The 23,997-nt window shown below is 71.5% G+C and carries 21 protein-coding genes; 8 read left to right on the forward strand and 13 right to left on the reverse strand.

Features of this window, described 5'->3' with window-relative positions; translation table 11 throughout:
* The first annotated feature begins 258 nt into the window (after positions 1–258).
* Entirely contained in the window at positions 259–1,161 is a 903-nt protein-coding gene (locus ACWCSU_RS19570) for a phosphotransferase family protein (protein WP_449936456.1), read from the forward strand.
* A gap of 155 nt (positions 1,162–1,316) precedes the next feature.
* On the opposite strand, the gene ACWCSU_RS19575 is transcribed toward ACWCSU_RS19570, so the two are convergent.
* The 3 genes from ACWCSU_RS19575 to ACWCSU_RS19585 all read right to left on the reverse strand — a co-directional run bounded on the left by ACWCSU_RS19575 (position 1,317) and on the right by ACWCSU_RS19585 (position 3,134).
* Positions 1,317–1,433 (reverse strand): hypothetical protein, encoded by a 117-nt coding sequence (locus tag ACWCSU_RS19575; RefSeq protein WP_449936458.1) that lies wholly within the window; start codon positions 1,431–1,433, stop codon positions 1,317–1,319.
* A 10-nt stretch (positions 1,434–1,443) separates the two neighbouring features.
* Positions 1,444–1,566, reverse strand: coding sequence for a hypothetical protein (locus ACWCSU_RS19580; RefSeq protein ID WP_449936461.1), 123 nt, complete (start codon positions 1,564–1,566; stop codon positions 1,444–1,446).
* Positions 1,567–1,967: 401 nt separating this feature from the next.
* Positions 1,968–3,134, reverse strand: coding sequence for a hypothetical protein (locus ACWCSU_RS19585; RefSeq protein ID WP_449936463.1), 1,167 nt, complete (start codon positions 3,132–3,134; stop codon positions 1,968–1,970).
* A gap of 409 nt (positions 3,135–3,543) precedes the next feature.
* On the opposite strand from ACWCSU_RS19585, the gene ACWCSU_RS19590 reads away from it, so the two are divergent.
* The 3 genes from ACWCSU_RS19590 to ACWCSU_RS19600 all read left to right on the forward strand — a co-directional run bounded on the left by ACWCSU_RS19590 (position 3,544) and on the right by ACWCSU_RS19600 (position 11,258).
* Positions 3,544–3,687, forward strand: a complete 144-nt coding sequence (locus ACWCSU_RS19590) for a hypothetical protein (RefSeq protein ID WP_449936466.1) — start codon at positions 3,544–3,546, stop codon at positions 3,685–3,687.
* Positions 3,688–4,247: 560 nt separating this feature from the next.
* Positions 4,248–7,109, forward strand: coding sequence for a helix-turn-helix transcriptional regulator (locus ACWCSU_RS19595; protein ID WP_449936469.1), 2,862 nt, complete (start codon positions 4,248–4,250; stop codon positions 7,107–7,109).
* A gap of 210 nt (positions 7,110–7,319) precedes the next feature.
* Positions 7,320–11,258, forward strand: a complete 3,939-nt coding sequence (locus ACWCSU_RS19600; protein WP_449936472.1) for a S8 family peptidase — start codon at positions 7,320–7,322, stop codon at positions 11,256–11,258.
* Here ACWCSU_RS19600 and ACWCSU_RS19605 read toward each other — a convergent pair.
* On the reverse strand, positions 11,185–12,465 hold the full coding sequence (locus ACWCSU_RS19605; RefSeq protein ID WP_449936475.1) for a hypothetical protein: 1,281 nt from the start codon (positions 12,463–12,465) through the stop codon (positions 11,185–11,187). The two genes, ACWCSU_RS19600 and ACWCSU_RS19605, sit on opposite strands and share 74 nt — an antisense overlap.
* 7 nt (positions 12,466–12,472) lie before the next feature.
* Here ACWCSU_RS19605 and ACWCSU_RS19610 point away from each other — a divergent pair, with 7 nt between their 5' ends.
* The 4 genes from ACWCSU_RS19610 to ACWCSU_RS19625 all read left to right on the forward strand — a co-directional run bounded on the left by ACWCSU_RS19610 (position 12,473) and on the right by ACWCSU_RS19625 (position 15,685).
* Positions 12,473–13,111, forward strand: a complete 639-nt coding sequence (locus ACWCSU_RS19610; protein WP_449936478.1) for a hypothetical protein — start codon at positions 12,473–12,475, stop codon at positions 13,109–13,111.
* Between the two features lie 248 nt (positions 13,112–13,359).
* Positions 13,360–14,112 carry an SDR family oxidoreductase gene (locus ACWCSU_RS19615; RefSeq protein ID WP_449936481.1) on the forward strand — a complete coding sequence of 251 codons (753 nt, stop codon included), beginning with the start codon at positions 13,360–13,362 and terminating at the stop codon, positions 14,110–14,112.
* 9 nt (positions 14,113–14,121) lie between these two features.
* Positions 14,122–14,532 carry a cupin domain-containing protein gene (locus ACWCSU_RS19620; RefSeq protein ID WP_357700189.1) on the forward strand — a complete coding sequence of 137 codons (411 nt, stop codon included), beginning with the start codon at positions 14,122–14,124 and terminating at the stop codon, positions 14,530–14,532.
* Between the two features lie 133 nt (positions 14,533–14,665).
* Positions 14,666–15,685: a ferritin-like domain-containing protein gene (locus ACWCSU_RS19625; RefSeq protein ID WP_449936485.1), complete on the forward strand. Its 1,020-nt coding sequence runs from the start codon at positions 14,666–14,668 to the stop codon at positions 15,683–15,685.
* A 47-nt stretch (positions 15,686–15,732) separates the two neighbouring features.
* Here the strand turns inward: ACWCSU_RS19625 and ACWCSU_RS19630 are convergent, their stop codons facing one another.
* The 9 genes from ACWCSU_RS19630 to ACWCSU_RS19670 are packed head-to-tail and all read right to left on the reverse strand — an operon-like array spanning position 15,733 to position 23,983.
* Positions 15,733–16,614, reverse strand: a complete 882-nt coding sequence (locus tag ACWCSU_RS19630; RefSeq protein ID WP_357700192.1) for an ABC transporter substrate-binding protein — start codon at positions 16,612–16,614, stop codon at positions 15,733–15,735.
* Entirely contained in the window at positions 16,614–17,711 is a 1,098-nt protein-coding gene (locus tag ACWCSU_RS19635) for an LLM class flavin-dependent oxidoreductase (RefSeq protein WP_449936488.1), read from the reverse strand. The genes ACWCSU_RS19630 and ACWCSU_RS19635 overlap by 1 nt, the downstream gene beginning before the upstream one ends.
* Positions 17,701–18,489 (reverse strand): LLM class flavin-dependent oxidoreductase, encoded by a 789-nt coding sequence (locus ACWCSU_RS19640; protein WP_449936491.1) that lies wholly within the window; start codon positions 18,487–18,489, stop codon positions 17,701–17,703. Before ACWCSU_RS19640 ends, ACWCSU_RS19635 begins: the two co-directional genes overlap by 11 nt.
* Positions 18,486–18,983, reverse strand: a complete 498-nt coding sequence (ssuE, locus tag ACWCSU_RS19645; protein WP_357700197.1) for an NADPH-dependent FMN reductase — start codon at positions 18,981–18,983, stop codon at positions 18,486–18,488. Before ssuE ends, ACWCSU_RS19640 begins: the two co-directional genes overlap by 4 nt.
* A gap of 1 nt (position 18,984) precedes the next feature.
* Entirely contained in the window at positions 18,985–20,457 is a 1,473-nt protein-coding gene (locus ACWCSU_RS19650; protein ID WP_449936494.1) for a hypothetical protein, read from the reverse strand.
* A 20-nt stretch (positions 20,458–20,477) separates the two neighbouring features.
* Positions 20,478–21,188, reverse strand: a complete 711-nt coding sequence (locus tag ACWCSU_RS19655; protein ID WP_125629991.1) for an ABC transporter ATP-binding protein — start codon at positions 21,186–21,188, stop codon at positions 20,478–20,480.
* Entirely contained in the window at positions 21,185–22,024 is an 840-nt protein-coding gene (locus tag ACWCSU_RS19660; protein ID WP_357700205.1) for an ABC transporter permease, read from the reverse strand. The genes ACWCSU_RS19655 and ACWCSU_RS19660 overlap by 4 nt, the downstream gene beginning before the upstream one ends.
* Positions 22,021–23,016, reverse strand: coding sequence for an ABC transporter substrate-binding protein (locus ACWCSU_RS19665; RefSeq protein ID WP_449936498.1), 996 nt, complete (start codon positions 23,014–23,016; stop codon positions 22,021–22,023). The genes ACWCSU_RS19660 and ACWCSU_RS19665 overlap by 4 nt, the downstream gene beginning before the upstream one ends.
* Positions 23,009–23,983, reverse strand: a complete 975-nt coding sequence (locus tag ACWCSU_RS19670; RefSeq protein WP_364099012.1) for an ABC transporter substrate-binding protein — start codon at positions 23,981–23,983, stop codon at positions 23,009–23,011. Before ACWCSU_RS19670 ends, ACWCSU_RS19665 begins: the two co-directional genes overlap by 8 nt.
* Positions 23,984–23,997: the final 14 nt, after the last annotated feature.

A 23,997-nucleotide genomic window follows, 5' to 3' on the forward strand; every position in this document is an offset into this window, starting at 1 on the left:
GGGAGTCGCCGTAGCATCCGGGAAATTTTGGGCGGATATGATCGACTAGGCTCCTTAGCTGCGGATCTTCGAGCTGTGGCGAGGGGTGCTGGTTGGTCGCTCAGGTCTTCACCGACCAGCAACTTGAGGCACTGCGCCAGTTCCCGAGATCGGGCGCGAGGAGCTGTTCCGGTTCTTCGCCCTCCGTCCGGATGATGAGGTGGCACGGTGACAAACCATGATGAGGCGGCGGCTGTCCGACCGTTGACACTGGCTTGGGTGAGCCGGCACCTGGAGGTCGGCGAACGGATCGTCGAAACCGAGGCGCTGCACGGCGGCATCAATGCCGAGATGCGGAGGCTGACCATCGGCACGCGGCACGGAGGCACCCGTGACCTGGTGCTGCGGACCTTAGTCAACATGGAGTACGCCGAGGACTGGCTGAATAGGGAGGCCGGCGCCCTGACCCTGCTCACGGGGACCGACGTGCCGGTTCCTGGACTGGTCGCGGTTGATCCAACCGCCGCGCATTGCGAGTATCCCTCGCTCGTCATGACACATCTGGCGGGCCGAACGGTCCTCGACGATGAGGGATTGGAGACACGCGTCCCTCTGCTGGCCCGTCAACTCGCGGCGATCCATGCGCTGCGGCCCGCCGAGCGGCCCCGGAAGTATGTGACGCTGACGACCGCCGACACCGTCGTGGTTCCGAAGGGCGCCGACGCGGCGGCATGGGCCGCGGCAATCGACGTGATCCGCAAGCCGGCGCCGCCCTATGAAGGACGATTCCTGCACCGGGACTTCCAACCCGGCAACGTGCTGTTCGACATGTCGCCCCCAAGCCCGGCAGGTGCCCGGATCACCGGCGTCGTCGACTGGGCAGCGACCTGTTGGGGCCCGGCGGATCTCGACGTGGCGCACTGCTCCACCAATCTCGCCCTGCTGCACGGCCCGGCGTGGGGTCTGCGGTTCGCTGAGGCGTATCAGGAGGCCGGCGGTGTGTTGGCCGCGGCCGCGAGCGAGCGGCTGTACTGGCAGGTGCGGGACGGGCTGGCGTGCTCAGAAGAAGTGCAGTTGGTGTCGCAGCCATGGAGGGAGGCAGGGAGGACAGAGCTGACGACGCGTGCCGTGGAGGAGCGGCTGGATGCCTATGTCACCGCCCTGATGGACGCACTGGCCTGAGCCAGGGAGGTCCGGGGCGGCCCTCGGCGCGGTGGGCACCAGGATTTTGCGGCCGATGCGCAGCGCGGGCAGAAATCTGATCACAGCATCAACACAGCAGCCCTCAGACCAGGAGACCCAGGGTCGGCACGGCACGGCTGGACGCGGGCGAGTTCTCATATCCCGGTCACCCCAAGCCGCTCGGCCACCCGCGCCACCGCCGCGGCCGGTGCTGAGGCCACGTCGTCGGGCACGGACCCGAGCCAGGGCAAGCTGCACAGCTGGACCAGCATGCCCAGCCGATCAACTGGGACTCACGAACGCTGCCAGGTCAGCCGCCGTCGGCGTGAAATACCTGATCAGCTCATCGCCGGTGATCTCCGGGTACGAGCGCAGCTGCTCCTCGGAGAACATCTTCTCGGACAACGCACCACCTCTACCTGCCGTACCGGATGAAACCGGAACGAACGTAGCGGCAGTGATGCTCACCTGCCGCAGGCGGTCAAGCGCCTACATTTATGCAGGTCAGAGGCTACTTCGCTGGAAATTTCTTCATTGCTACCGGCGCCCCTGGACGGTCACCTGCTCGACCACATCAGCGGCAGCCAGGCACTCGCCAACGTCCAGGCCGTGCCCGCCAACGGCGCGAGAGAGAGAAACGGGCAAGCTGATCATGGCCTTGACGTTACGCGCCCGCGCGGGCGTAACAGTGGCTCCCGAAACTCCGGGAGCTCCTCGAACGCGAGCCACTTCGCCGGTTGGGAACAAGAGCGTGGTCAGCATGTCTTCAACAGGCTGACCACGCGCTACCAGCTCGCCGAATCAGTTCAAAGGCTGGTTGAGGTCAGCCGCCAGGCTGCGTAGGGATCGCCATCGTGGGCGCGAGCTCGCAGTTCTGCGGTCCGGCCCTGCTTGGCGAGCAGATCGGTCAGCCGGCGAGAGGCGGTGAAATCGCCAGCCGCGGCCCGCGCTTCTAGTTCGTAGGTGTTGTCCTGCTTGGCCAGAAGGTCGACAAGACGGCGAGCAGCGAAGGAATCGCCGGCGTCAGCCCGAGTACGTAACTCCAGAACACCGCCTTGTTGGACAAGTAAATCGGCCAATCGCCAGGCGGCATACGGATTGCCTGTCTTGGCCCAAGCCCGCAACTCTTCGGTTTGGCCCCGCTTCGCCAGCAAGTCGGCCAGTTGCCAGGCGGCATGGATGTCGCTGTTGTCAGCTTCGGTCAACACCCGCAGTTCTAAAGCATTGCCACGCTCCGCATAGAGATCGGCAAGTCGCCGAGCGGCAGGTTCGTCACCTCTTCTGGCGCGGGCCCGCAGCTCCTCTACTAAACCCTGCTTGGCCAGCGCGTCGGCATGGCTTTCGGCCAAGAGCCGAAGTGCGGCCTTGTCTCCGGCTTGAATTCGGGCTTGTAGTCCCACAAAGCGCCCGTGCTCCAGCAACAGGTTCGCCAGGCGCTTGGCGGCGTACCGGTTGCCCGCGTCAGCCAGCACTTCCAAGTCCTCTTGGCGATCTTGTGCGGCCAACACGTCGATGAGCCGACGCGCGGCGTACGCGTCCCCAGCCTGGGCGCGTGCGTGCAGCTCTTCTGTCCGCTCCTGCTCCGCCAGCAGGTCGACCAGTCTCTGGGCAGCGCTACGCTCTCCTGCGTCGGCGGGGAGGATCTCCTCCGCGGGCGGGCGTGTTGCCTGCCGAGCTTCCACCACTGCCGGCGGCTGGGAAGTGTGGGAACCGGTTCCTTCCCGCGTTGCTCGGGCCTCGCGTTCAGTCCGGAGCTCTTGCTGCAGATCAATGATCGTTTGTTGAAGATGGGCGACGGTCTCCTGCAGGAGACTGATCTGTTCCATCGGTGCCGGCGCCTGGTGGATGCGCTCCGCGATGGCCACCCGTTCCCACGCCGCTTCCCACGCCGACATCTCAGTCAGGGCGACGCCGCATGCCTGGACAAAGGCCAGCATGACCTTTTTCGGCGCCAGTCGTTTAGCCCGCAGCATCTCAGAGACAGTGCTACGCGCTAGCCGCACCTTGTGGAGCTGGGTTCTTTCCTGCAGCTGACGCAGGGAGGGTTCCCCGGCTCGGACATGCAGCGCGGTGAGCGCACGGGCCAGATCCTCACGCGTTACGACTGAGTCTGGGTCCAGCCGATGTGGGCCGCCTTCCTCGCGGGGGAGATGTTCCACGCTGCCTCGTTCGCGATCGTCCGGACATGTCTTTGAATGTCCGACAGCTTAGGCCGCCTCCTCGTCGCGGACGGGGGTTCACGGAAACCTCGTGGGCCAGTGTCCGGAAATGGACGGCCCGTGGCGTCAGTTCGGCTCGGGAATGGCCGCCAACCTCGCCGGACACCGATCTTCCCTCTCACTCTGATCCAGTGACTTGTCCGACCATTCTGGAGAGGCCTTCATGCTGGATCTGTTGACCGAGCTAGCCCAGCTAGCCACCGCCGGCGTCGGCCTTGCTGCCGCGCTGACGATGGCGCGACGCCGCGTCCGCCCAACCCGCCGTAAGCGACGACGCGACAACGATCACGACGCGTCGATGGAGTAGAGCCGCGCACGCCTCAATGGACTGGCTCGGCACCAGAGGGCCAGTGACGGGCTTTCAACAAGGGGCGCCCGTGCGCCCCTTGTGTTCTCTTGCCTGCAGGGCGGCTGCCTGTGTGACGCCCCGACTTCATGCTTCTGCGCGAAGCACTCCGGGATGAGGTGATGGAGGGTTGGTGGAACATTGATCCAGCTTCGGAGGCCTGTGAATGGGACTCGCCGAAGGCACCCACACCTTGGCGCCCGCGCACGTACGTGAAACGGCTACCGTCACCGTCGGCCTGCTCATGGGGGTCTGGGTGATCGACTATGTCGATCGGCCATCGGCGAGGAGTTCGCGCTACCGGCCTGGACCACTACCAGGTCCGGCGCTACGACGCCTGGCACCGCCACGGCCACCCGGCCGCTCACGTACGCGCCGGCCTGGTCCCAACGTCGGCGCCACCACCAGACCCGCGCCCGAGCCGGCCGCTCTTGGGGACGGCGGCTTCTCCATCATGAAATCGTCCTGAACTACTAGCTAGTAGGCTGAACCTCGTTCTGATCTCGAACGAGGCCGGTGACGTGACCCCCCGAAGCGCCAGCAGCGCACAGATCGTCTCGCCGAAATTGGTCGCCCGGGCGACAGAGCTGTCCGCGCTGTTGGCCACGCTCGGCAGCCCCCCGGCAGTCGCGGTCGTCGAGGGCGAGGCGGGGATCGGCAAGACCCGGCTCGTCAGGGAGCTGGCCACCGAGCTGGCCGGGACGCTGGTGCTGACCGGCGGCTGCGGGCACATCCGCGAGCCGTTCCCGCTCGGCCCGGTGCTCGAAGCGCTGCGCGGCACCGGCGAACTGCTGGCGGCCGTCTCTCTGTCACCGGTGGCGGGGGCGTTGCGGCCGCTGCTGCCCGAGCTCGCGCACGTCCTCCCGCTCGTCCCTGAGCCGCTGGACGACCGGGTCGGCGAGCGGCACCGCGTGTTCCGCGGGCTGGCCGAGCTGCTGACCACCCTCGGCGCGGTGGTCCTGGTGCTGGAGGACATGCACTGGGCCGACGAGCAGACCGTCGAGTTCCTCGGTTACCTGCTGTCGGATCCCCCGCCGGACCTGAGCGTGGTCCTCACCTACCGCGGCGAGGAAGTGGGAGTCGGCGTGCGGGCGCTGACCTCCCGGCTGCCCACGGCCGTGGCCAGGACCCGGGTGGCACTGGCCCCGTTCAGCACGGCGGAGACGCAGGAGCTGGCCGCCTCGATCCTCGGCGCCCCGCGCGTGTCCGAGGACTTCGCGCTCTACCTGCGGGAGCGCACGTCGGGCCTGCCGTTCGCGATCCAGGAGCTGCTGGCGCTGCTGCGCGCCCGCGGCACCCTCGTACGGCGCGACGGCGGCTGGGCGCGCAAGACGATCGACGAGCTCGACGTCCCCGCCGGGGTGCGCGACTCGGTGCTCGAACGGGTCAGCCGCCTGTCTCCCGCCGCCCGCGCAGTGGTCGAGGCGAGCGCGGTGCTGGAGGCGCACGTCCCGATCGGCACACTGCTGGCCACCTGCCGGATCCCGGCGGGCGAGGCGGAAACCGGACTGGACGAGGCCCTCGAACGCGGCCTGCTGATCGAGCGGTCAGGGCTGGTCGGGTTCAGGCATCTGCTGGCCGTACAGGCCGTGTACGGCAGCGTGCCGCTGTCGCGGCGGCGCGATCTGCACGCGCGGGCGGGCGCGGCGGTGGCGCGGCTCAGCCCGGTGCCGCTCGGGCAGCTCGCGCACCACCTGCGCCACTCCGGGCAACTGGACGCCTGGGTGTCGGCGGCCGAGCAGGCCGCCGACCAGGCGACCGCGCTCGGTGACGACGACGAGGCGGCGCACCTGCTGAAGGCGGTGCTGCGGGACGCCCCGCTCGACCCGGTACGGCGGGCGGAACTCGCGGTCAAGCTCGGCTGGGCGAGCACCAGGACGCTGAAGGTCGTCGCCGAGCTCGACGCGCTGTCAGCGGCGCTCGCACACGACCCGCCCCAGCCGCTGCGCGGGGAGCTGCGCTTCCTGTACGCGCTGGGTCTGGACCGGACGGCGGCGGAGCCCCCGCTGCAGTGGCGCGCCTTCACCGACGCGGTGGAGTCGCTGGACGGGCGCCCCGACCTGCTGGCACAGGCGATGGTGGGGCTCGGCCTGCCGACGACTCCGGAGGTGCCGCTGGCCGAGCACGTCGGCTGGCTGGAACGGGCGCTGGAGCAGTTGCCCGCGATCGATGACGCGCCCCTACGCGCGTTCGTGCTGGGCAAGGTCGCCATGGTGCTCACGGCGGTGGGCGATCCCCGCTGGGCGGAGCTGTCGGACCGGCTGCTGGCGCAGACGGGCGGCAGGCCGGTGAACCGCAGGGAGGTGGGCGCGTTCTGCTCACTCGGCGAGGACGCGTGCTACGCCGGGCGGTACGAGGTCGCCGACCGGATGCTCTCGGCCGCGCTGCTCGGGGCTCCGGGCTGCGACCTGACCCGGTGGATGGAATTCGAATGCCGGGCGTCGTACGCAGCCCTCGCCTACGCGCGCGGTGCATGGGCGGGCCTGCGGGAGGAGGTCGAATTCCTGTCCGAACGGCTGGCCGGGCACCCGCGCCAACTCGCCGTCCTGGACATTCTCGGGGCCTGCCTGACGCTCGCCTCCGGCGAGGTGGAGGAGGCCAGGCTCGGGCTGCTCGACGTGGTGGAGCGGGCGACGCGGATGGGCGCGATCGACGTGCTGCCGATCGCGATGGGCGCGCTGCTCAGGCAGGGCGGCGAACCGCCCGCCGGGCTCGCGGCGGCCATCGCGGTGTGGGACACCAAACGGCTCTGGCCGGTGGCCGTGCGGGTGCTGCCGCCGCTGGTCGACGCGCTGGTCACGGCCGGGCGCCAGGACGAGGCGCAGGCGCTGACCGACCGGCTCGGCCGTGAGCTCGCCACGCTGGACGCGCCGCTCGCGCCACCGTCGCTGGCCCACGCCCGCGGCCTGCTGGCCGCCGGCGCGTCGGACCCGGCCACCGCGTCCGCCGAGTTCCTGGCCGCGGTTGACGGCTACGACCGGCTCGGCTGCCCGTACGAGGCCGCCCAGGCGCGTGAGCTGGCCGCCGCCGGCCTGTTCGCGCTCGCCGACGAGCGCGCCGCCGATCTGCTGAACGCGGCCCTGGCCGGGTACGCCGCGCTCGGTGCCCGCTGGGACCTCGACCGTGCCTCCCACCTGGCCAGGCGGCGCGGCGTCCCCTCGCCGGCCCGGCACCGGGGCGGGCCGAGCGGCTACGGCGGCGACCTGTCACCCCGGGAGCGGGAGGTCGCGACGCTGGCGGCGACCGGGCTGACGAACAGAGAGATCGCCACGGAGCTCTTCCTGTCGACGAAGACGGTCGACAAGCATCTCAGCGCGGCGCTGCGCAAGCTCGGGCTGCGTTCGCGGGCCGCGCTCGCCCGAAGGCTGGACGGCGGGGCATAAATGGGGATTCTTACCCATAGGTAGGTAGAGGGCGCGCCGCAGACCATGGGCGTCATGTCCGGAACCGATCCGCAGCGTGACCTTGAGCACCCGGAGGAGCCCGAAGAGGGCGACCAGGAGCCCGACGAGGACCCCGCTGCCCTAGTGCCCGATGACGGATGGGTCGACGTCTGACCGCCCGCCTGCCTGACCTACCTCCCGAGGAGCCCCATGCCTAGTTTCTCGCGCCTGTTACGGCGCGGATCCGCCGTCGCCGTCACCGCGGTGACCCTCGCGGGCTCGCTGTCCGCCGTCTCCACTCCGGGTGCGCTGGCCGTGCCGGCCGCGCAACCCGATCTGGACCGGCTGCCGGCGGGCACGCACAAGATCACGCTCATCACCGGCGACACCGTCACCCTCTCGGACCGGGGCGGCGCTCACCAGGTCGACGTGGACCCCGCCGCCCGTCCGGGTGGCCCGGCGCCCGCCTTCCTGACCAGGGCGACGCCCAAGGGCGTGTACGTCTTCCCGACCGACGCCATGGCCGCCGTGAACGCGGGCAACGTCGACAAGGAACTGTTCAACGTCGAGTACCTGGCCGAGAACGGCTACACCGACGCCGAGACCAAGCAGCTGCCGGTCATCGTCCAGTACCCGAAGGGACAGCGCGGGGCGAAGGCGGCGGCGGACGCGCTGCCGGCCACCACCACCGCCACCGACCTGACCAGCATCAGCGGCGCCGGACTCCAGGTCGACAAGGCCAAGGCCGGCGACTTCTGGAGCGCCGTCCGCGACGGCGGCACGGCCGCGCGCACCCTCAAACAGGGCGTCGCCAAGCTCTGGCTGGACCGGAAGGTGCAGGTCAACCTGGCCGAGAGCGTTCCCCTGATCGGCGCGCCCCAGGTCTGGGCCGCCGGGTTCGACGGCACCGGGGTGAAGGTCGCCGTCCTCGACACCGGCGTCGACACCAAGCATCCCGACCTGGCGGGCGTGCTCGCGGAGACGCACTCGTTCGTCCCCGGCCAAGACGTGACCGACGGCCACGGCCACGGGACCCACGTGGCCTCCACGATCGCGGGCTCGGGCAGTGCGTCTGGCGGGAAGAACAAGGGCGTCGCCCCCGGCGCCAAGCTGCTGATCGGCAAGGTGCTCGACAACGCCGGACAGGGCGAGTCATCCTGGCTGATCGACGGCATGGAGTGGGCCGCGAGCAGCGGCGCCAAGGTCGTCAGCATGAGCATCGGCGGCGGCGTCAGCGACGGGTCCGACCCGATGTCGCAGGCCGTCGACGAGCTGACGGCGAGCACCGGCACGCTGTTCGTGATCGCCGCGGGCAACAACGGGCCCGGAGCGCGGACCGTCAACACGCCGGGCACCGCCGATGCCGCGCTGACGGTGGCGGCCACGACGAAGACCGACGAACTGGCCGACTTCTCCAGCCGCGGCCCCCGCCTGGACGGGGCGCTCAAGCCGGACATCGCCGCCCCGGGCTTCGCCATCGTCGCCGCGCGGGCCGCGGGCACCGCGATGGGCACGCCGGTGGACGACTACTACACCTCCGCCAACGGCACCTCGATGGCGACCCCGCACGTGGCGGGCGCCGTGGCGATCCTCGCCCAGCGCCACCCCGACTGGACGGCGGCGCAGTACAAGGCCGCGCTGATGAGCACCAGCAAGCAGGTCGGGCTGACCGTCTACGAGGAGGGCGCCGGCCGGGTCGACGTGGCCAGGGCGGCCTCCCAGCAGGTCGTCGCCACCACCGCGAACCTGGACTTCGGCGACGGCAAGACCGCCACGAAGCAGGTCACCTACGCGAACCTGACGGACCAGCCGGTCACGCTCACGCTGACCCCCACGCTGTCCGACAGCAAGCGCAAGCCGATCGAGGGCGCGCTGAGCGCCGACAAGACCCTCACGCTCCCCGCCGGCGGCACCGCGACCGCGACGGTCACGCTCGACGCTGCCGACCTCGGCTTCGGCGCATACGGCGGCGCCATCACCGCCCAGGCGGGCGACGTACGGCTCAGCACCCCGGTCGGCCTCTTCATCGCGGGACCGAGGGTCACGCTCACCGTCAAGACGATCGGCCGGGACGGCGCCCCGCTGACCCCCACGGGGCTCGACCTCATCAGCGTGACGGACTCCGAGGAGCAGCCCGACGGCGCCGGCGTCTCAGAGCCCGGCGTGGTGACGGTCCGGGTGCCTCCGAGCACCTACAGCATCATGGAGCTGGCACAGTGGATCGACGACGACTCGCGGACGAACTACGCCTGGCTGAGTGATCCGGAGGTGAAGGTCACCGAGGACACCACGATCACGCTCGACCTGCGCAAGGCCAGCCAGGTGCGGTTCGGCACGCCCACTCCCGCTGGTCCGCTCAACAACACCGTGATCGAGACCTACCAGCGTACGACGGAGAACGGCGCGCGGTACGCGGGCATGCTCGACCACAGCCCCTGGGACCTGGTCTGGGCTACCCCGACCAAGCGCGTCACCAAGGGCACATTCCGCTTCGCCCAGCAGGCGATTCTCGGCCAGCCGGAGGTGAGCATGTCCCTCCTCCGCAAGGGCATGCCGGACATCCAGGCCGTCCCGGGGATGCATTGGGAGTACGAGGGGGTCGAGAGCCAGAACGGCCATCCCGGCTGGGTCCCGTTCACCGGAACCCAGGATCTCCCGGTGGTGAACGTGGGAACGGGAACTCCGGAGGAACTGGCCAAGCTCGACCTCAAGGGCAAGCTGGCGCTGCTGGAGACCGGCTTGCAGGCGAACATCTTCGGCACGGCCTGCGGCGTGCCGATCGAGGTGGTGCAGAACCTGCGTGCGGCCGGGGCCGCCGGTGTGGTGGCGTTCCCGAGTGCGCCGTCGGAGACGATGCCCCGATGCTCCCTGCCGTTGCCGATCTCGCAGGCGCCGTTCACCGGCGAGCTCAAGGAGCTGGGGATCGCCAACGTGTCCCTGTCCGCCCGTGACGGCGCGGCGGTACGCGACCGGCTGACCAAGGGCCCGGTCACGATCCGGGTGACGGGAACGCCGGACACCCCCTTCACGTACGCGCTGAAGGAGTACCAGGAGGGCAGGATTCCCGAATCGCTGAACCACACCTACAAGCACAACCAGCTCGCCCAGGTCGACGTGGTGCACGTGGCCCCGGACCCGGCCACCAAGTTCTCCGACCACCGCCTGGCCTGGAAGCAGGACGAACGCCTGCTCGTCGCGCAGGCCGTCGAACTCGGCACCTGGTCGGCCGTCGGTCCGCACACCCGGCGCGACTACGTCGGTCCACTGGCGGCGGACGTGATGCAGCTGAACATCAGCGTGGCGAGGCCGTCGGACAACACCGTCGAGGTGAGCGACGCTCTGGACGTCTATGACAAGCCGGTCCGCACCCAGCAGCGTATGTTCGCCGGACCGCGCACGCCCGGTGGCTACACGGCTCCGGACCAGGTGTACCGGGTGCCCGACCCCGCCAGGCCGTACCCGGCGACCTTGGGGCTGAACACCCCGTGCGACCTGTGCAGGCGCGGCGACCTGCTCTTCCCCATCTTCCATACGATGAGGGTGAACGGCGGGCTCCAGCAGCACGACGACATGGGCGGGATGTACAGCTACACCTATCGTCTCACCAAGCAGGACGGGACCGACGTGCCGTTGACCAACATCAACCGCATCTTCCTGTTCAGGCTGCCCCCGGAGAAGGCCACGTACCGGCTTTCGGCGACGAGCAAGTCGATCAACGCAGTCTGGACGTTCACCTCGTTCCGCGCGGAGAAGGACACGGTGAAGCCCGGGCACATCTGCGCCGTCGTGTCCGCCGATCCGTGCCGTCCCGAGCCGATGGTCACCGTCGGCTTCGACCTGGATGACACGCTCGACCTGCGGAACACCGTGGCCACCGGGCGCCACCGCTTCACCGTCAACGCAGGACACGGTCCTTCGTTGGAGGCGATGCCGAAGATCGCCGGGCTGAAGGTGTGGGCCAGCACGGACGACGGCAAGACGTGGAACCCGGTCCAGCTCTCGAAGAAGAAGGGCGGCTCCTACACCGCGACCGCGACCTACCCGTCCCGTGGCAACACCACGGGCACCGTCAGTCTCAAGGCGGAAGCCTGGGACACCGACGGCAACCGGGTGGAGCAGACGACACTGAAGGCGTTCGGTCTGCGCTGACGAAGAACGAGCACCGCCCGGACCGGGGTCCGGGCGGTGCTCCTCGTCCGACTGCCGAAGAGGTCATAGACAGCCGATGACACGTGCCTGGTTTGTATCGTGTCTGGCCAGCATGAAGTCCGTCCTCATGACGATCGCCGGGTATGCCGGGTTTTCCGACCGTATCGACTCTTCTTCGGAATTTCACCGCAGCTTGGCCACGTGTCCCGGCCCAGCGAGATCGTCCCTGGCCCACCGTCGGCCATCTGCCGCAGGGCGATGGCCTTGAGCTCAGGATCGTGGCGAGACGAGGGCCGGCAGCGCGGCGGCCAGAGCGCGGCCGCGGGCGGGGGGCGCGCTCGCCGTCTCCCAGCCGGATCTGCCGGCCCTGATGGCGCAGAACCACGGCGCCGTCCGGCTGCCGGGCGACGACGATGCCGGTCTCGGGCAGTGACACGCCGCGTGCGCCGTCGCCGAGGTCGGCCAGTTCGGGCAGCACCAGCCCGGCGGCGGCCTGCGCGGCGGCCAGCCGGTCACGTAGTCCCCGCATCTGTTCGGCGTCACGTTCGCGTTCAACTTGGGCGGCGCGGGCCTGCTGTTCGGCGGCCACCGCGCGCTCACGCTGGAGATCACGCTCGGTGCCAGCCTGGCGCAACACCTCCTCGGCGCGGGCCTGCAGCCGCGCAGCGGCGGCGGCTTCGCCCTGGGCGGCGACCAGGGCCAGGCGGGCGTCGGTCGCCTCCTGCCTGGCGGTCTCGGCGCGGCCTTCAGCGGTCTCGGCCCGGGCCTGAGCCTGGCGGCTGTCGTGCTCGGCACGCTCGCGGGCGAGGTCGGCCTCGGCGGCCGCGGCCCGCAGGGTCTCGGCCCGCCGGGCGTGCTCTTCTGCGGCGGCGCGCAGCCGGTCGATCTCGCGCCGGGCCTCCTCCAGCAGGGCGGCCGTCCGTTGCTGCTCGGCTTGGGCCTGCTCCTGCTCGCGCAGCGCGTCGTCGCGGGCCTGCTCGGCCGCGCCGCGGGCGCGTTCGTGCTCGGCTACCTGAGCCCAGGCGTCGCGGGCGTCGGCCTTGGCCGCGTCGACCTTGCTGTTGGCCTCCCGTTCGGCGCGGCGCTGCTCCCGTTCGGCGGCCTCCTGGTTTTCCCGGGCGGCCCGGGCACGGCGGTCGGCCAGCTCGGCGCGGGTGTCGGCCTCGTTTTTCTCGCGGCGCGCCTGCGCGGCGTCGGATCGTGCCACTCGGGAGATGCTCGACGAACGGCAGCACCTGCTCGAGATCGCTCTGTGCATGTTCGGCTCGGACACCACGGCCGACCACGTCGTCCAGGAGACCTATCGCCGCTGGTACGCCCTCGACGAGGAGGAGCGCGCCGCCATCGCGGTGCCGCGCGCCTGGCTGACGCGGACAGCGGGAAGCATCTGCCTGGAGCTCGTCGCCGACCCCGACCACGTGCCTGGAGGCCCGGTGACCCGGGCTCAGCCCGTGCCGTACCCGGCCTCGCACCAGGCCGGGTACGGCCCGGAGATGCTCGCCAGGCACGAGCGGGTGGCCCGCCGGTTCGCCGCGGCCTGCCAGGCGGGCGACACCGAGGCGCTGCGGGAAGTCCTGGCCGCCGACGCGACCGTCGTCAGCGATGGCGGCGGCAAGGTGCGCGTCGCCGTACGGCCGACTTACGGTGCGGACGCGGTCGCGCGGGTCGTCACGGCGTTGCTGATCGATCAGCCAGGCACCGAGCCGGCCATCGGATCGGTGAACGGCAGGACGGGGCTCGTGCTGCGGCGGGCGGGCAAGGCCGTGGCCGTGGTCAGCGTGAGCGTGGCCGGGGCCGAGGTCACGGCGGTGTGGATCATCCTGAACCCTGACAAACTCCAGCGTTGGCACTGAAGGGCATACCGGTGCACGACCAGATCCTCTCCACTGACCCGACAACGACGGGGTGGAATTCAGGTCGCTCTACTCCACGCGCGTCGCCGTGACCGCCGGCAGCTCCTCCCCCGGGCGGGCCAGCGGCCACGCAGGTCACCACGCTCCTCCTCGAACACGAGGCCGCCTGTCACAACCGAGGGGGGCTGCCTTGTCTTAGCTGACGACGGGGCGCACCACAGCGCCCAGAAGGCAGAAGGGTGCCAGCAATGAAAATCGTGGTGATTGGCGGGACCGGGCTCATCGGGTCGAAGCTGGTGAAGAAGCTGGGCGAGCACGGCCACGAGGCCGTGGCCGCGTCGCCGAACACCGGCGTCGACACGTTGACCGGGGAAGGTCTGGCCGAGGTGCTGAAGGGCGCCCAGGTCGTGATCGACGTGTCGAACTCGCCCTCGTTCGAGCGCGAGGCCGTCATGAAGTTCTTCCGGACCTCCACCGGCAACCTGCTGGCGGCCGAGGCGGCCGCGGGGGTGGGCCATCACGTGGCGGTGTCGATCGTGGGGACCGAGCGGATGCCGGAGAACGGCTACTTCGCGGCGAAGATCGCCCAGGAGCAGCTGATCGAGAAGTCGGGGATCCCGTTCTCGCTGATGCACTCCACCCAGTTCTTCGAGTTCGCCCGCGGCATCGCCGACGAGGGCACGATCGACGGCAAGGTGCACATCGCGCCGGTGCTGTTCCAGCCGATCGCGGGCGACGACGTGGCCCAGGCGGTCGGCAGGACCGCGGTGGGGACGCCGCTGAACGGCCGGATCGAGATCGCCGGACCGACCCAGTACAAGATGGACGAGTTCTTCCGCAAGGCGCTGGCCGCCTGGGGCGACACCCGCGAGGTCGTCGTCGACCCGCAGGCGCGCTACTTCGGCAGCGTGCTCGGCGAGCGGTCGCTGGTGCCCGCTGACGGCGCGCAGCTCGGCACCATCACCTACAAGGACTGGCTCGACCAGTCCGACGCGAAGTAGGGCGGGGCGATGGACAAGCCGCGATCGACCGCGTGGCAGACGGCGTTGACCGTGCTGCAGGAGGCGCAGCCTCCGTTCATCCCCGAGGGCGCGCACGCGATGACCGTGGTCATCGAGTACCCGCCCGGAGACCCCGGCGCGCCGCCGCATCGCCACCCGGGTCCCGCCTTCGGCGTCGTCCTCGACGGCGAGATGCTGATGGAGCTGGAAGGAGAGCCGGAGCGGGTGATCCGCGCCGGCGAGGCGTTCTGGGAGCCGGGTGGCGACGTCATCCACTACCAGGACGGCAACAATCGCGACGATGTCCCGGTACGGTTCACGGTCACCATGTTGTGCGAGCCGGGCAGGCCGATGTTCACGCTGGTGGAAGAGGCCGAGCTGGCCCAGCGCAAGGACCGCCGCGCGCCACGCCCGTCCTGAACCCCGGCGACGTATCCGCAGCGTGACGGCACCGGCTGCCGTCGTCGCTGCCTGATCCCAGGATCGAACCAGGCCGCCGGCTCACCGGCCGGCGGTCCGATCCGCCATGCCAACAACCCGAGGTTTGACACGAATGAACCATGAACGACCGGTTCGGATCGGCACGCTCGGCAGCCTGCGTGAGCACCTGCAGTGGGCGATCGAGCTGGAGCACGCGACGCTGCCGCCGTACTTGACGGCGCTGTACTCGTTGGATCCGGAGCGTAACCCGGCGGCTGTGGAGGTGGTGAGCGGCGTCTTCGTGGAGGAGATGCTGCACTTGGCGCTGGCGGCGAACCTGCTCAACGCCGTCGGCGGCACGCCGCGGCTCGACACGCCCGAGATGCTGCCGCCGCACCCGCGCAAGCTGCCCCACGGTGATGTGGAGGTGTCGCTGGTGCCGTTCGGCGCGGAGGCGCTGGAGATGTTCCTGCGCCTGGAACGGCCCGCGCCGCCCGGCGCGCCGCCGGAGGACGACGACTACGAGACCATCGGGCAGTTCTACGCCGCGATCGAGCAGGGGTTGCGCCATCTGTGCGAAACGCTCGGCGAGAAGGAGGTGTTCTGCGGCGACCCGGCCCGGCAGGTGAGCGGCGCCCACTTCCGTCACACTGCCGGATCGTTGTTCGCCGTCGAGGATCTGGAGTCCGCGCTCGGCGCGCTGAAGGAGATCGTCGAGCAGGGGGAGGGCAACGCCCGCGGCGAGGTCTGGGACGGCGACCAGGACGTCCTCCACCCCGAGCGGAAAGAGGTCGCCCACTACTACCGCTTTCAGGAGCTCAAGCTCGGCCGCCGTTACCAGCGGGGCGACACCCCGAAGACCGGCCCGACCGGGGAGAAGGTCGGCGTCGACCCAGACGGCGTGCTGCCGATGTCACCCAACCCGCGGCCCGCTGAGCCGGGCAGTGCCGTACGGGCGGCGCAGGATCTGTTCGACACCACCTACAGCACCCTGCTGAACCTGCTGGAGCAGGCATTCAACGGCGACCCGAAGCGGCTCACGGACGCCACCCGCACCATGTTCACGCTCAGGGCCCAGGCGCAGGCCCTGATGGCGCTGCCCGGCGGCGCCGGTCCCACCTTCGCCTACGTGCCGCCCGAAGCACGCGACTGATCCAGGAAACCTCTCCGCTGCCGCGTGGGCGGCGGAGAGGACAGAAGTCACCGGGTTCGCGTCACCAGCTCGCCGATCTCGGGGAGGACGGCGTCCGCGACCGTGATCTTCCGCTGGATGAGCCCGTTGGCGTGGAACAGGTCGGCAGCGTGCTGCTGCTCGGCGACGAACTCCGCGCTGACCGGGTGCAGCCCCCACGGGCGGGTGCGCAGCGCGTGCTCCCACGCGTCGAGGTCGCCGTCGAACAGGGCCGCGGCCTCGCGCGGGTGCTCCTCCGTCCAGTTGTCCGCCCGTTGCAGCGCGGTGACGATCCTGGCCAGCTCCTCCGGCCGTTCCTGGGCGAAGTCGCGGCGGGTGAACCAGAGTGAGCGGTGGCTGAACAGGCCCTCGGTCTCCACCAGCGTCCGGGTGCGCGACTCGACCGGCGTCAGGTAGGGGTAGGAGCCCACCCAGGCGTCCACGTCGCCGTTCACCAGCAGCTCGGCGGCGTTGCCGTAGGCGTCCACCGGGACGATGTCGCCCCACCCGAGCCCGGCCCGCTCCAGCGCCAGCAGCAGCAGGGTGGTCTGCCAGGAGCCGTGCCCGAGCGCCACCCGCCTGCCCTTCAGCTCCGCCACCGAGCTGATCGGGGAGTCGTCCCGCACCACCAGGCGGCCGTTCTCGACCCGCGGCCCCGAGATCGCCACGTACACGATGTCGTGCCCCTTGGCCTGGGCGGTGACCGGGGGCGTGGAGCCGGTGCCGATGAAGTCGTATCCGCCGTCGAACAGGTGGTCGCCGTGTGCGGACGGCAGGGCCCGGGTGGGATCGACGCGCTCGTCCCGGCCGAGGGCGTTCAGGTCCACCCATTCGACGCCGGGCAGCAGGTCGCGGTGGCGGGCCACCCAGAGCGTGTTGTTCTGCGGGAAGAAGCCGACCTTGGTGGTCATCAGGAGCGTCCTTTCAGTAGCGGCAGAACGTGGCGGCCCACGCGGCGGGCCTCTTCGAGATGGGGGATCCCGGCCAGGATGAGGGCGTCCACCCTGAGGTCCAGCAGCCGGTCGAGGCGGTCGGCGACCTGGTGGTAGTCGCCGACCAGGCCGAAGGCCGGGCCGTCGCGCAGTTGGCTGAACCCGCCCCACACGTGGGGGGCGACCTCCAGGGCGCGGGGGTCGTCACCGGCTCCGGCGAGGAAGGCGCGGCTGCGTCGCACGCCGACGGAGTCGCCCTCGCCGGCGTCGCTCTCGCGCGGCCGGGCCCGCCAGCCGGCCTCGATCTCCGCCCACGCCTCCTCCTCGCTCTCCCGGGCCAGCAGGTCCACCCGCACGGCGAACCGGGGCGGCGTGGCACTGTGCGCGCGCACCGCGTCGAACTTCTCCTCCAGCGCCTCGAACGGCTCCAGCCAGGACAGGTAGTAGTCGGCGTGCCGTCCGGCGGCGTCGATAGCGGCGGGGGAGGAGCCGGAGAAGAAGATCTCGGGGAACGGCTGCCCGGCCAGCTCCTCCGGCAGCCCGGCGTTCTCCACCTGGTAGAAGCGGCCACGGTGGGTGTGCCCGCCCTGCCAGACTCCCTTGAGCACGTCCAGGAACTCCGAGGTGCGGGCGTAGCGGTCGTCGTGGTCCACCTTGTCGCCCCACCACAGCTGCGCCGGGCCGCCGCCGCCGGAGATGACGTTGTAGACGATCCGGCCGCCGGTGGCCCGTTGCAGCGTGGCCGTCATCCGGGCGGCCTGGACGGGGTGCAGGAAGCCGGGCTGGAAGGCCACCATGAAGCGGTACGACGTGGTCTCGCGGGCCAGCGTCGCGGCGGCGGCCCACGGGTCGTCGGTGTGCGGGAAGTTCGGCAGCAGCCCGCCGGTGAAGCCGCTGTCTTCAGCGGCCCTGGCGACCTCGGCCATGTAGTCGGCGTGGCTGTAGCCGTCGTCCCGGCCGTCCCTGGTGCCGGGGGCGGTGCCGCCGGGGGCGAAACCGCCTCGGCTGCGGACGCGGCGGCGCAGCGAGGGCTGGTCGCCCTCCATGTGAATGCGCCAGTAGATGTCAACGGTCAACAGACCGCTCCTTCACGTGCTCGCCGAGGCGGTAGACGTCCTCGGTCTGGAGGAAGAACTCGGTGACGCCGAGCGCGGCGTACTCGTCGGCGGCCTCGATCGAGGGCAGGTGCACGCCGTAGCGCAGGCCGGGCAGCTCGGGGACGAGGGCCGCCAGGTCGTCACCGGCCACGAAGACGTGCACGTCGGCGTGGCGGCGCGACAGCTCCAGGGCCTCGGGCGAGACGCCCGACAGGTGCACCTCGGGGAAGGGCGGGGACGACAGCGGCGCGCCGAAGCCGCCCTTGACCACCTCGTAGAAGTCCCCGGCGAAGTCGAACGGGCCGCCGCCCCAGACGCCCTTGGCCACGGTGAGGAACTCGTCGGCGCGGGCGAACCGGGCGGCGCCGGTCAGGAAGTCGCCCTGCGCCCTGGCCACGGCCGGGTCCAGATCCACCGCGAGCCGCCAGCCGAGCCGTCCGGCGGAGAAACGCTGCAGGGACGCCGAGAGCTTGGCCGCGTAGACCGGGGTGGCCACGGCCGGGTGGAACTCGGCCACGACCCGCAGGTGGCGGGTGCGGCGCAGGGCGTTGGCGGCGACGGCGAGAGATTCCTGGCCTGCGGGGTCGAAGGGCGAGAGCGCGCCCGCCCACCCGGACAGGTCCGCGGCCACGGCGGCCCGCCCGGCGGGGTCGGTGAGCGCCGGCCGCACGTCGGTGACGAAGGCCGGCAGCTTGGCGGGGGCGGGGCTCGTGGTGGGCAGGACCAGGTGGAAGCGCGCGGTGCGGTGCGCCGTCATGCCGCCGCCCCCAACGGGACCTCTTCCAGCAGGGCGTCGATGCGCGGGAGCAGCTCCCCGGCCAGCGGCTCGATCTGGCTGTCCAGCACGAACAGGCCGCGCGTGACGTGCCGCGCGCCGAGCACGCTCAGCACCGGGCGCAGGGCGTAGTCCACGGCCAGCAGGTGGCCGGGGGTGCCGCCGGTGGCGATCGGCACCACCGTCTTGCCGGCGAACGCGCCCTGCGGCAGGACGTCCAGGAACGCCTTCAGCAGGCCGGTGTAGGACGCCTTGTAGATCGGGGTGGCGACGACGATCGTGTCGGCCGCGGCCACCTGCGCGGTGGCGTGGGCCAGCTCGGGATGGGCGGTGTCGCCGCGCAGCAGGGCCTCGGCGGGCAGGTCACGAAGGCGCAGTACGGTGGCGGGCCGGTCCAGCCGCCCGGCCAGGTGGTCGAGCAGGCGTACGGTGCGCGAGGCGGCCGATGGGCTGCCGGAGATGAGCAGGACGGACATGTCAGATCTTTCCTAGGGGTTCAGCGGACACGGGCGGCGTCCGGGTCGGCCGCGGCGACTGGCCCGTCTCGTCGAGGAATCCGGGCGGCGGCAGGTGGTACGGCGGCTCGGCGCCGGCCGGCAGGAGCGCGGGCTCCCGCTCGCGGGAGTCGAACTCCGCGCTGACCGCCGCGAGCGTCTCGGGCTGCTCGACCAGCGTGACCGCCGCCGTGGCCAGGTAGCGGGCGGCGGCCAGCAGCCCGGCGTGTGCGATCGGGGTGCCGGTCGCCGCGGTGGCCGCCCACGAGTGCAGGGGCACCCCGAGCGGCACCACGGCCGCGACCAGGCTGAGGTGCGGGGCCGTCCAGCTCACCTCGGAGGTGTCGCTGGACGGGCCGCCGAGGTCAGGACCGGCGGGCGGGCGCAGCGGCAGCACCTTGCCGGCCAGGCCGGCGGGCGGCCGGCCGATCGCCGCCTGCAGCCGCCGCGCGAACGCGTGGTCGGCGTCAGTGAACACCGGCGGCCCCAGCTCGCTCATCGTGTGGTGCAGCAGCTCGGCGCCCGCCCGGTTGCCGAGCCCCTGCCGGATGGCGGTGACCAGGCGGTGCTCCAGCCGGGTCCCGCTGCCGGCGGCGGCGGCGTGGGCGCAGGTCACGACCTGGTCGTAGAGGGTCCTGGCGGCGGCGGCCGTGGACTCGCGGACGTAGACCCAGACCGTCCGCAGGTCGGGGGTGACGTTGGGGGCGCCGCCGCCGCTGATCGTGTAGCTGACGCGGCCGGAGGGGGAGACGTGGCCGGCGCGCAGGCGCTCGACCATCTCCGTCAGCAGCAGCGCGCCGTCCAGGCCGCTGCGGGTGCCCAGCGGGTTCGAGCCGTGGCCGGGCGAGCCGAGGAAGGAGAACGTGGCCGAGTACAGGGCGCTGGTGACGTCCCAGCCGGTGCCGGTGACGGGGGCGGGGTGCCAGTCGAGGAAGGCGTCCAGCCCGTCGTAGGCGCCGTCGTGCACCGCGTACGCCTTCCCGACCAGGTGCTCCTCGCCGGTGGACGCGAACACCTTGATCGTGGCCCGGTTCCCCAGTGCCGTGGCGGCGGCGATGGCCGCGCCTGCCGACGCCGCCGCCAGGGCGTTGTGGCCGCAGCCGTGGCCGGGGCCGTAGGCGGGGGCGTACTCGTCGCCCTCGAACGCGACCGGCTCGTGCCGGGCCGCGCCGGCCCGCTGGGACAGGCCGGGCAGGGCGTCGTACTCGACGTTGAAGCCCAGCACCGGCCCGCGGTCGCCGTGGGTGGCGACGAACGCGGCAGGCAGGCCGGCCGTGCCCCACGCGATCGTGAAGCCGTGCGCGCGCAGGAGCGCGGCGGTGGCCAGGGCCGAGCGCCATTCGCGCAGCGACGGCTCGGCGTAGGCCCAGATCCGGTCGGCGAGCCCGGTCAGCGCGGCGGCGTTCTCGGCGATCCAGCCCGCCGCCGTCATGGCCCTCGTCATGGCCCTGCTCACGGCACTGCTCCCGGGCGCCGTCATGGCGCCGCTCCCGCGTGGGCGTCCACGCCGAGGTCGGCGAGGAGCCGGCGGCGCAGCTCGACGAAGTCGGGGTCGGTGCGGTCGCGCGGCCGGTCGAGCTCGACCCGCACATCGGTGACGAACGTGCCCGCGCGCAGCACCGCGATCCGGTCGGCGAGCAGGATCGCCTCCTCCACGTCATGCGTGACCAGCACCACGGCCGGGCGGTGCCGGGCGCACAGCTCGGCGATCAGGTCCTGCATGTGCAGCCGGGTCAGGGCGTCCAGCGCGGCGAACGGCTCGTCGAGCAGCAGCAGCTCCGGCTCGCGTACCAGGGCCCTGGCCAGCGCGACCCGCTGGGCCTCACCGCCGGACAGCGTCGCGGGCCAGGCGTCGGCATGGCTGCTCAGCCCCACCTCGGCCAGGGCCGCCAGGCCCTTGGCGCGGGCGGCGCGGCCCTGCCCGATGATCACGTTGGCGAGGGCGCGCTTGGACGGGACGAGCCGCGGCTCCTGGAAGACGACGGTGCGCACCGGCGGCACCAGCACGCTCCCGCCGCCGGCCGCGTCCAGCCCGGCCAGGATGCGCAGGAGCGTGGTCTTGCCGGTGCCGCTCGCGCCGAGCAGCGCCAGGAACTCGCCGCGCCGCACGTCCAGGTCCACCCCGTCGAGCACGGCCCGCTCGCCGAAGACCTTGCGCAGCCCCCGGGTGCGTACGGCGAGGCTCATCGGATCGTCACCGCCCTGCGCCAGGGCATCGTGACCCGCTCGGCCAGCCGCAGGGCCAGGTCGGCGGCGAGCCCGATCACCGCGTACAGCAGCACGCACAGAGCGAGGATGTCGGTGCGCAGGTAGTCGGTGGCCCGGGCCATGAGGTAGCCGAGCCCGGCCGTCACGTTGATCTCCTCGGCGGCGATGAGCGCGATCACGCTGAGCGTGGTGGACAACCGCAGCCCGGCGAAGATCGACGGCAGCGCGCCCGGCAGCACGACCTCGCGGGCGACGGCCAGCCGGCCCAGTCCGAACGAGCGGGCCGCCTCGACGACCTTGCGGTCCACGTTGCGCACCCCGCTGGAGACGTTGATGTACATGGGGAACGTGCAGGCCACCCCGATCAGCAGGATCTTGGACGCCTCCTCGATCCCGAACCAGACGATGAACAGCGAGGTCAGCGCCAGGAACGGGATGGCGCGCAGGGCCTGCATCGAGGAGTCGACGAGCTCCTCGCCGAGCCGGGTGAAGCCGGAGACGACGCCCAGCGCCAGCCCCGTGGAGGCGCCCAGCAGCAGGCCGAGCCCGGCCCTGGTGACCGACACGCGCAGCGCCTCGGGGAGCTGGCCGTCGGCCCACAGCTCGCCGAAGGTGTCGACGACGTCCTGAGGGCCGGCGAGCACGTCCTGGGTGAGGGCGCCGGTGGCGGTGGCCGCGTACCAGGCGGCGAGCAGCAGGACGGGGCCGGTGGCGCGCAGCGCGAGCGTGACGGCCGGGTGGCGGCCGGACGAGCGCGGCGGCTGTGGCGCGACGAGCCCTTCGACGCCGGCCTCCGCGTGAGTGGCCACGCTCATGACCGCGCGCTCCCGAGCGTGTTCACGTCCACGACGTGCTGGGAGACGTCCAGCGGCGCGGTGAGCACCTTCTGGTCGAGAAAGAACCTCGCCACGTCCTGATATTTCGTGATTTCGGCGGCGGTGACCGCCTGGGCGGGCCTGCCCTTCTTCTGGATGCCGACCACGAGCTCCTTCTGCTCGCCCTGCACGGCCTGCGGGCCGGTCTGGGTGAAGACGTTCAGGTACGCCGCCGGATCGGCGATCTCCTTGGCGCTGCCCTCCTCGATGAACGCGAACAGCGCCTTGACCACCTCGGGATGCTCCTGCAGCAGCTTGTTGGCGGCCACGTAGATCACGTAGTTGTCCGACTTGATCGCCTCGCCGTCGGCCAGGACGCGCGCGCCCAGCTGGGTGACGGCGGGGATGAGGAAGGTGGAGAAGGTGGACCAGGCGTCCACCTCGCCCGAGCCGAAGACCGGCGCGGTCTGCGGCGGCGGCAGATAGACCCGCTTGACCTTCTCGACCGGCACGTCGAACGTCTGCAACGCCTTGAGCAGCAGGTACTCGCTGGTGCCGCCGTGCCCGACGGCCACGCTGCGCCCGGCCAGATCGGCCACGGACCTGATCGGCGAGTCCTTCTTCACCACGATGCCCTCCCCGGCCAGGTCGGGCGGGACGGTGGCGAAGATCTTGAAACTGGGCTTGACGGCCAGCGCGGTGACGCCGGAGGTGATCGAGCCGGTGGCGATGTCGAGCGAGCCCGCGTTGATGGCCTGGGCGGCCGGGGCGAACACGGAGAAGTCCCCGGCCCACTTGACCTTGGCGTTGACCTTGGCCAGGGCCGCGTCCAGGCTGCCGTCCTTCTTCGCGACGGCCAGGAAGCCGCTGTTGCCGGGGTCGGAGATGCGCACGACGACCTGCTCCTGGCCGGCGGCGGTGGTGGTGGTGTCCGGGCCGCCGCAGGCCGTGGCCAGGAGGGCGAGCGGAAGGGCGAGCAGCAGCTTACGCATGGGTGACTCCTTGGAGCGGGGTGTGGTCGGCCCAGGCGGCGACGTCCACGGGTGATTCGAGGAAGCCGTGGCCGCGCAGGAAGCGCTCCTGCTCGGCCAGCAGGTCGAGGCGTTCGGCGGACAGGTCGAGGTGGAGCGAGGCGCCGGGGCGGTAGGCCGCGGCCACGCCGGTCGCGCCGGCGCCGGTCTCCGCGCCCAGGATCCTGGCCACCTCGGACGGGTGCGCGGCGGCCCAGTCCGCGGCGCGCAGCAGGACGGCCAGGAAGCGGGTGACCACCTGCGGATGCTCGTCCAGCAGGCGCTGGTGGACGGTGATCGGGCGGGGGGTGCCGTTGTTGATCCGCGCGCGCCGGTCCGGCACGGCGTCCAGGTCGATGCCCACCTCCGCGCCGTGGCGCAGGGCGGCCTCGACGGCGAGCGCGCCCTTGACGTAGACCGCGTCCACCCGGCCGGCGGCCAGTGCGGCCAGCTCCGCCTCCCACTGGCCGCCGTCTGGCTCGGCCTCGACGTCCACCAGTTCGGCGTCACCGAGCCCGAGCCCGGCCAGGGAGAGCGCGCCGTGGAAGCCGCGCAGGGCCATGGCCCGCCAGAAGTCGATGGCGATGCGGTGCCGGGGCGCCGCCAGCCGCAGGCCCTTGAGCTGCTCGGGACTCTCCAGGGCGGTGCCGCCGCGCACCAGCACGACCTGCCGCTCCTCGATCCAGGTGAGCCCGATGAGCCTGGTCGCCTCGCCGCGCGAGCGCGCCCACAGCGCCGGTACGTTGCCGCCCTCGCGGAACAGGCCGGTCAGAGCGTGGGTGTAGTGGGTCTCGCGGGGCACGCCGGGGTCGTCGTCCTGCAGCGAGCGGACCTCGATCCCGTCGCCGGCGAACTCTCCCGCCAGCCAGCCCTGGTCGGCCGCGATGCCTGTGGCGGTGGGGACGGGACAGCGGGTGAACCAGATGGCGTCGAGTGCGGCTGTGGTCATGGGCCAGAGTTTGC

It is taken from the genome of Nonomuraea sp. NPDC001699 (assembly GCF_053596455.1).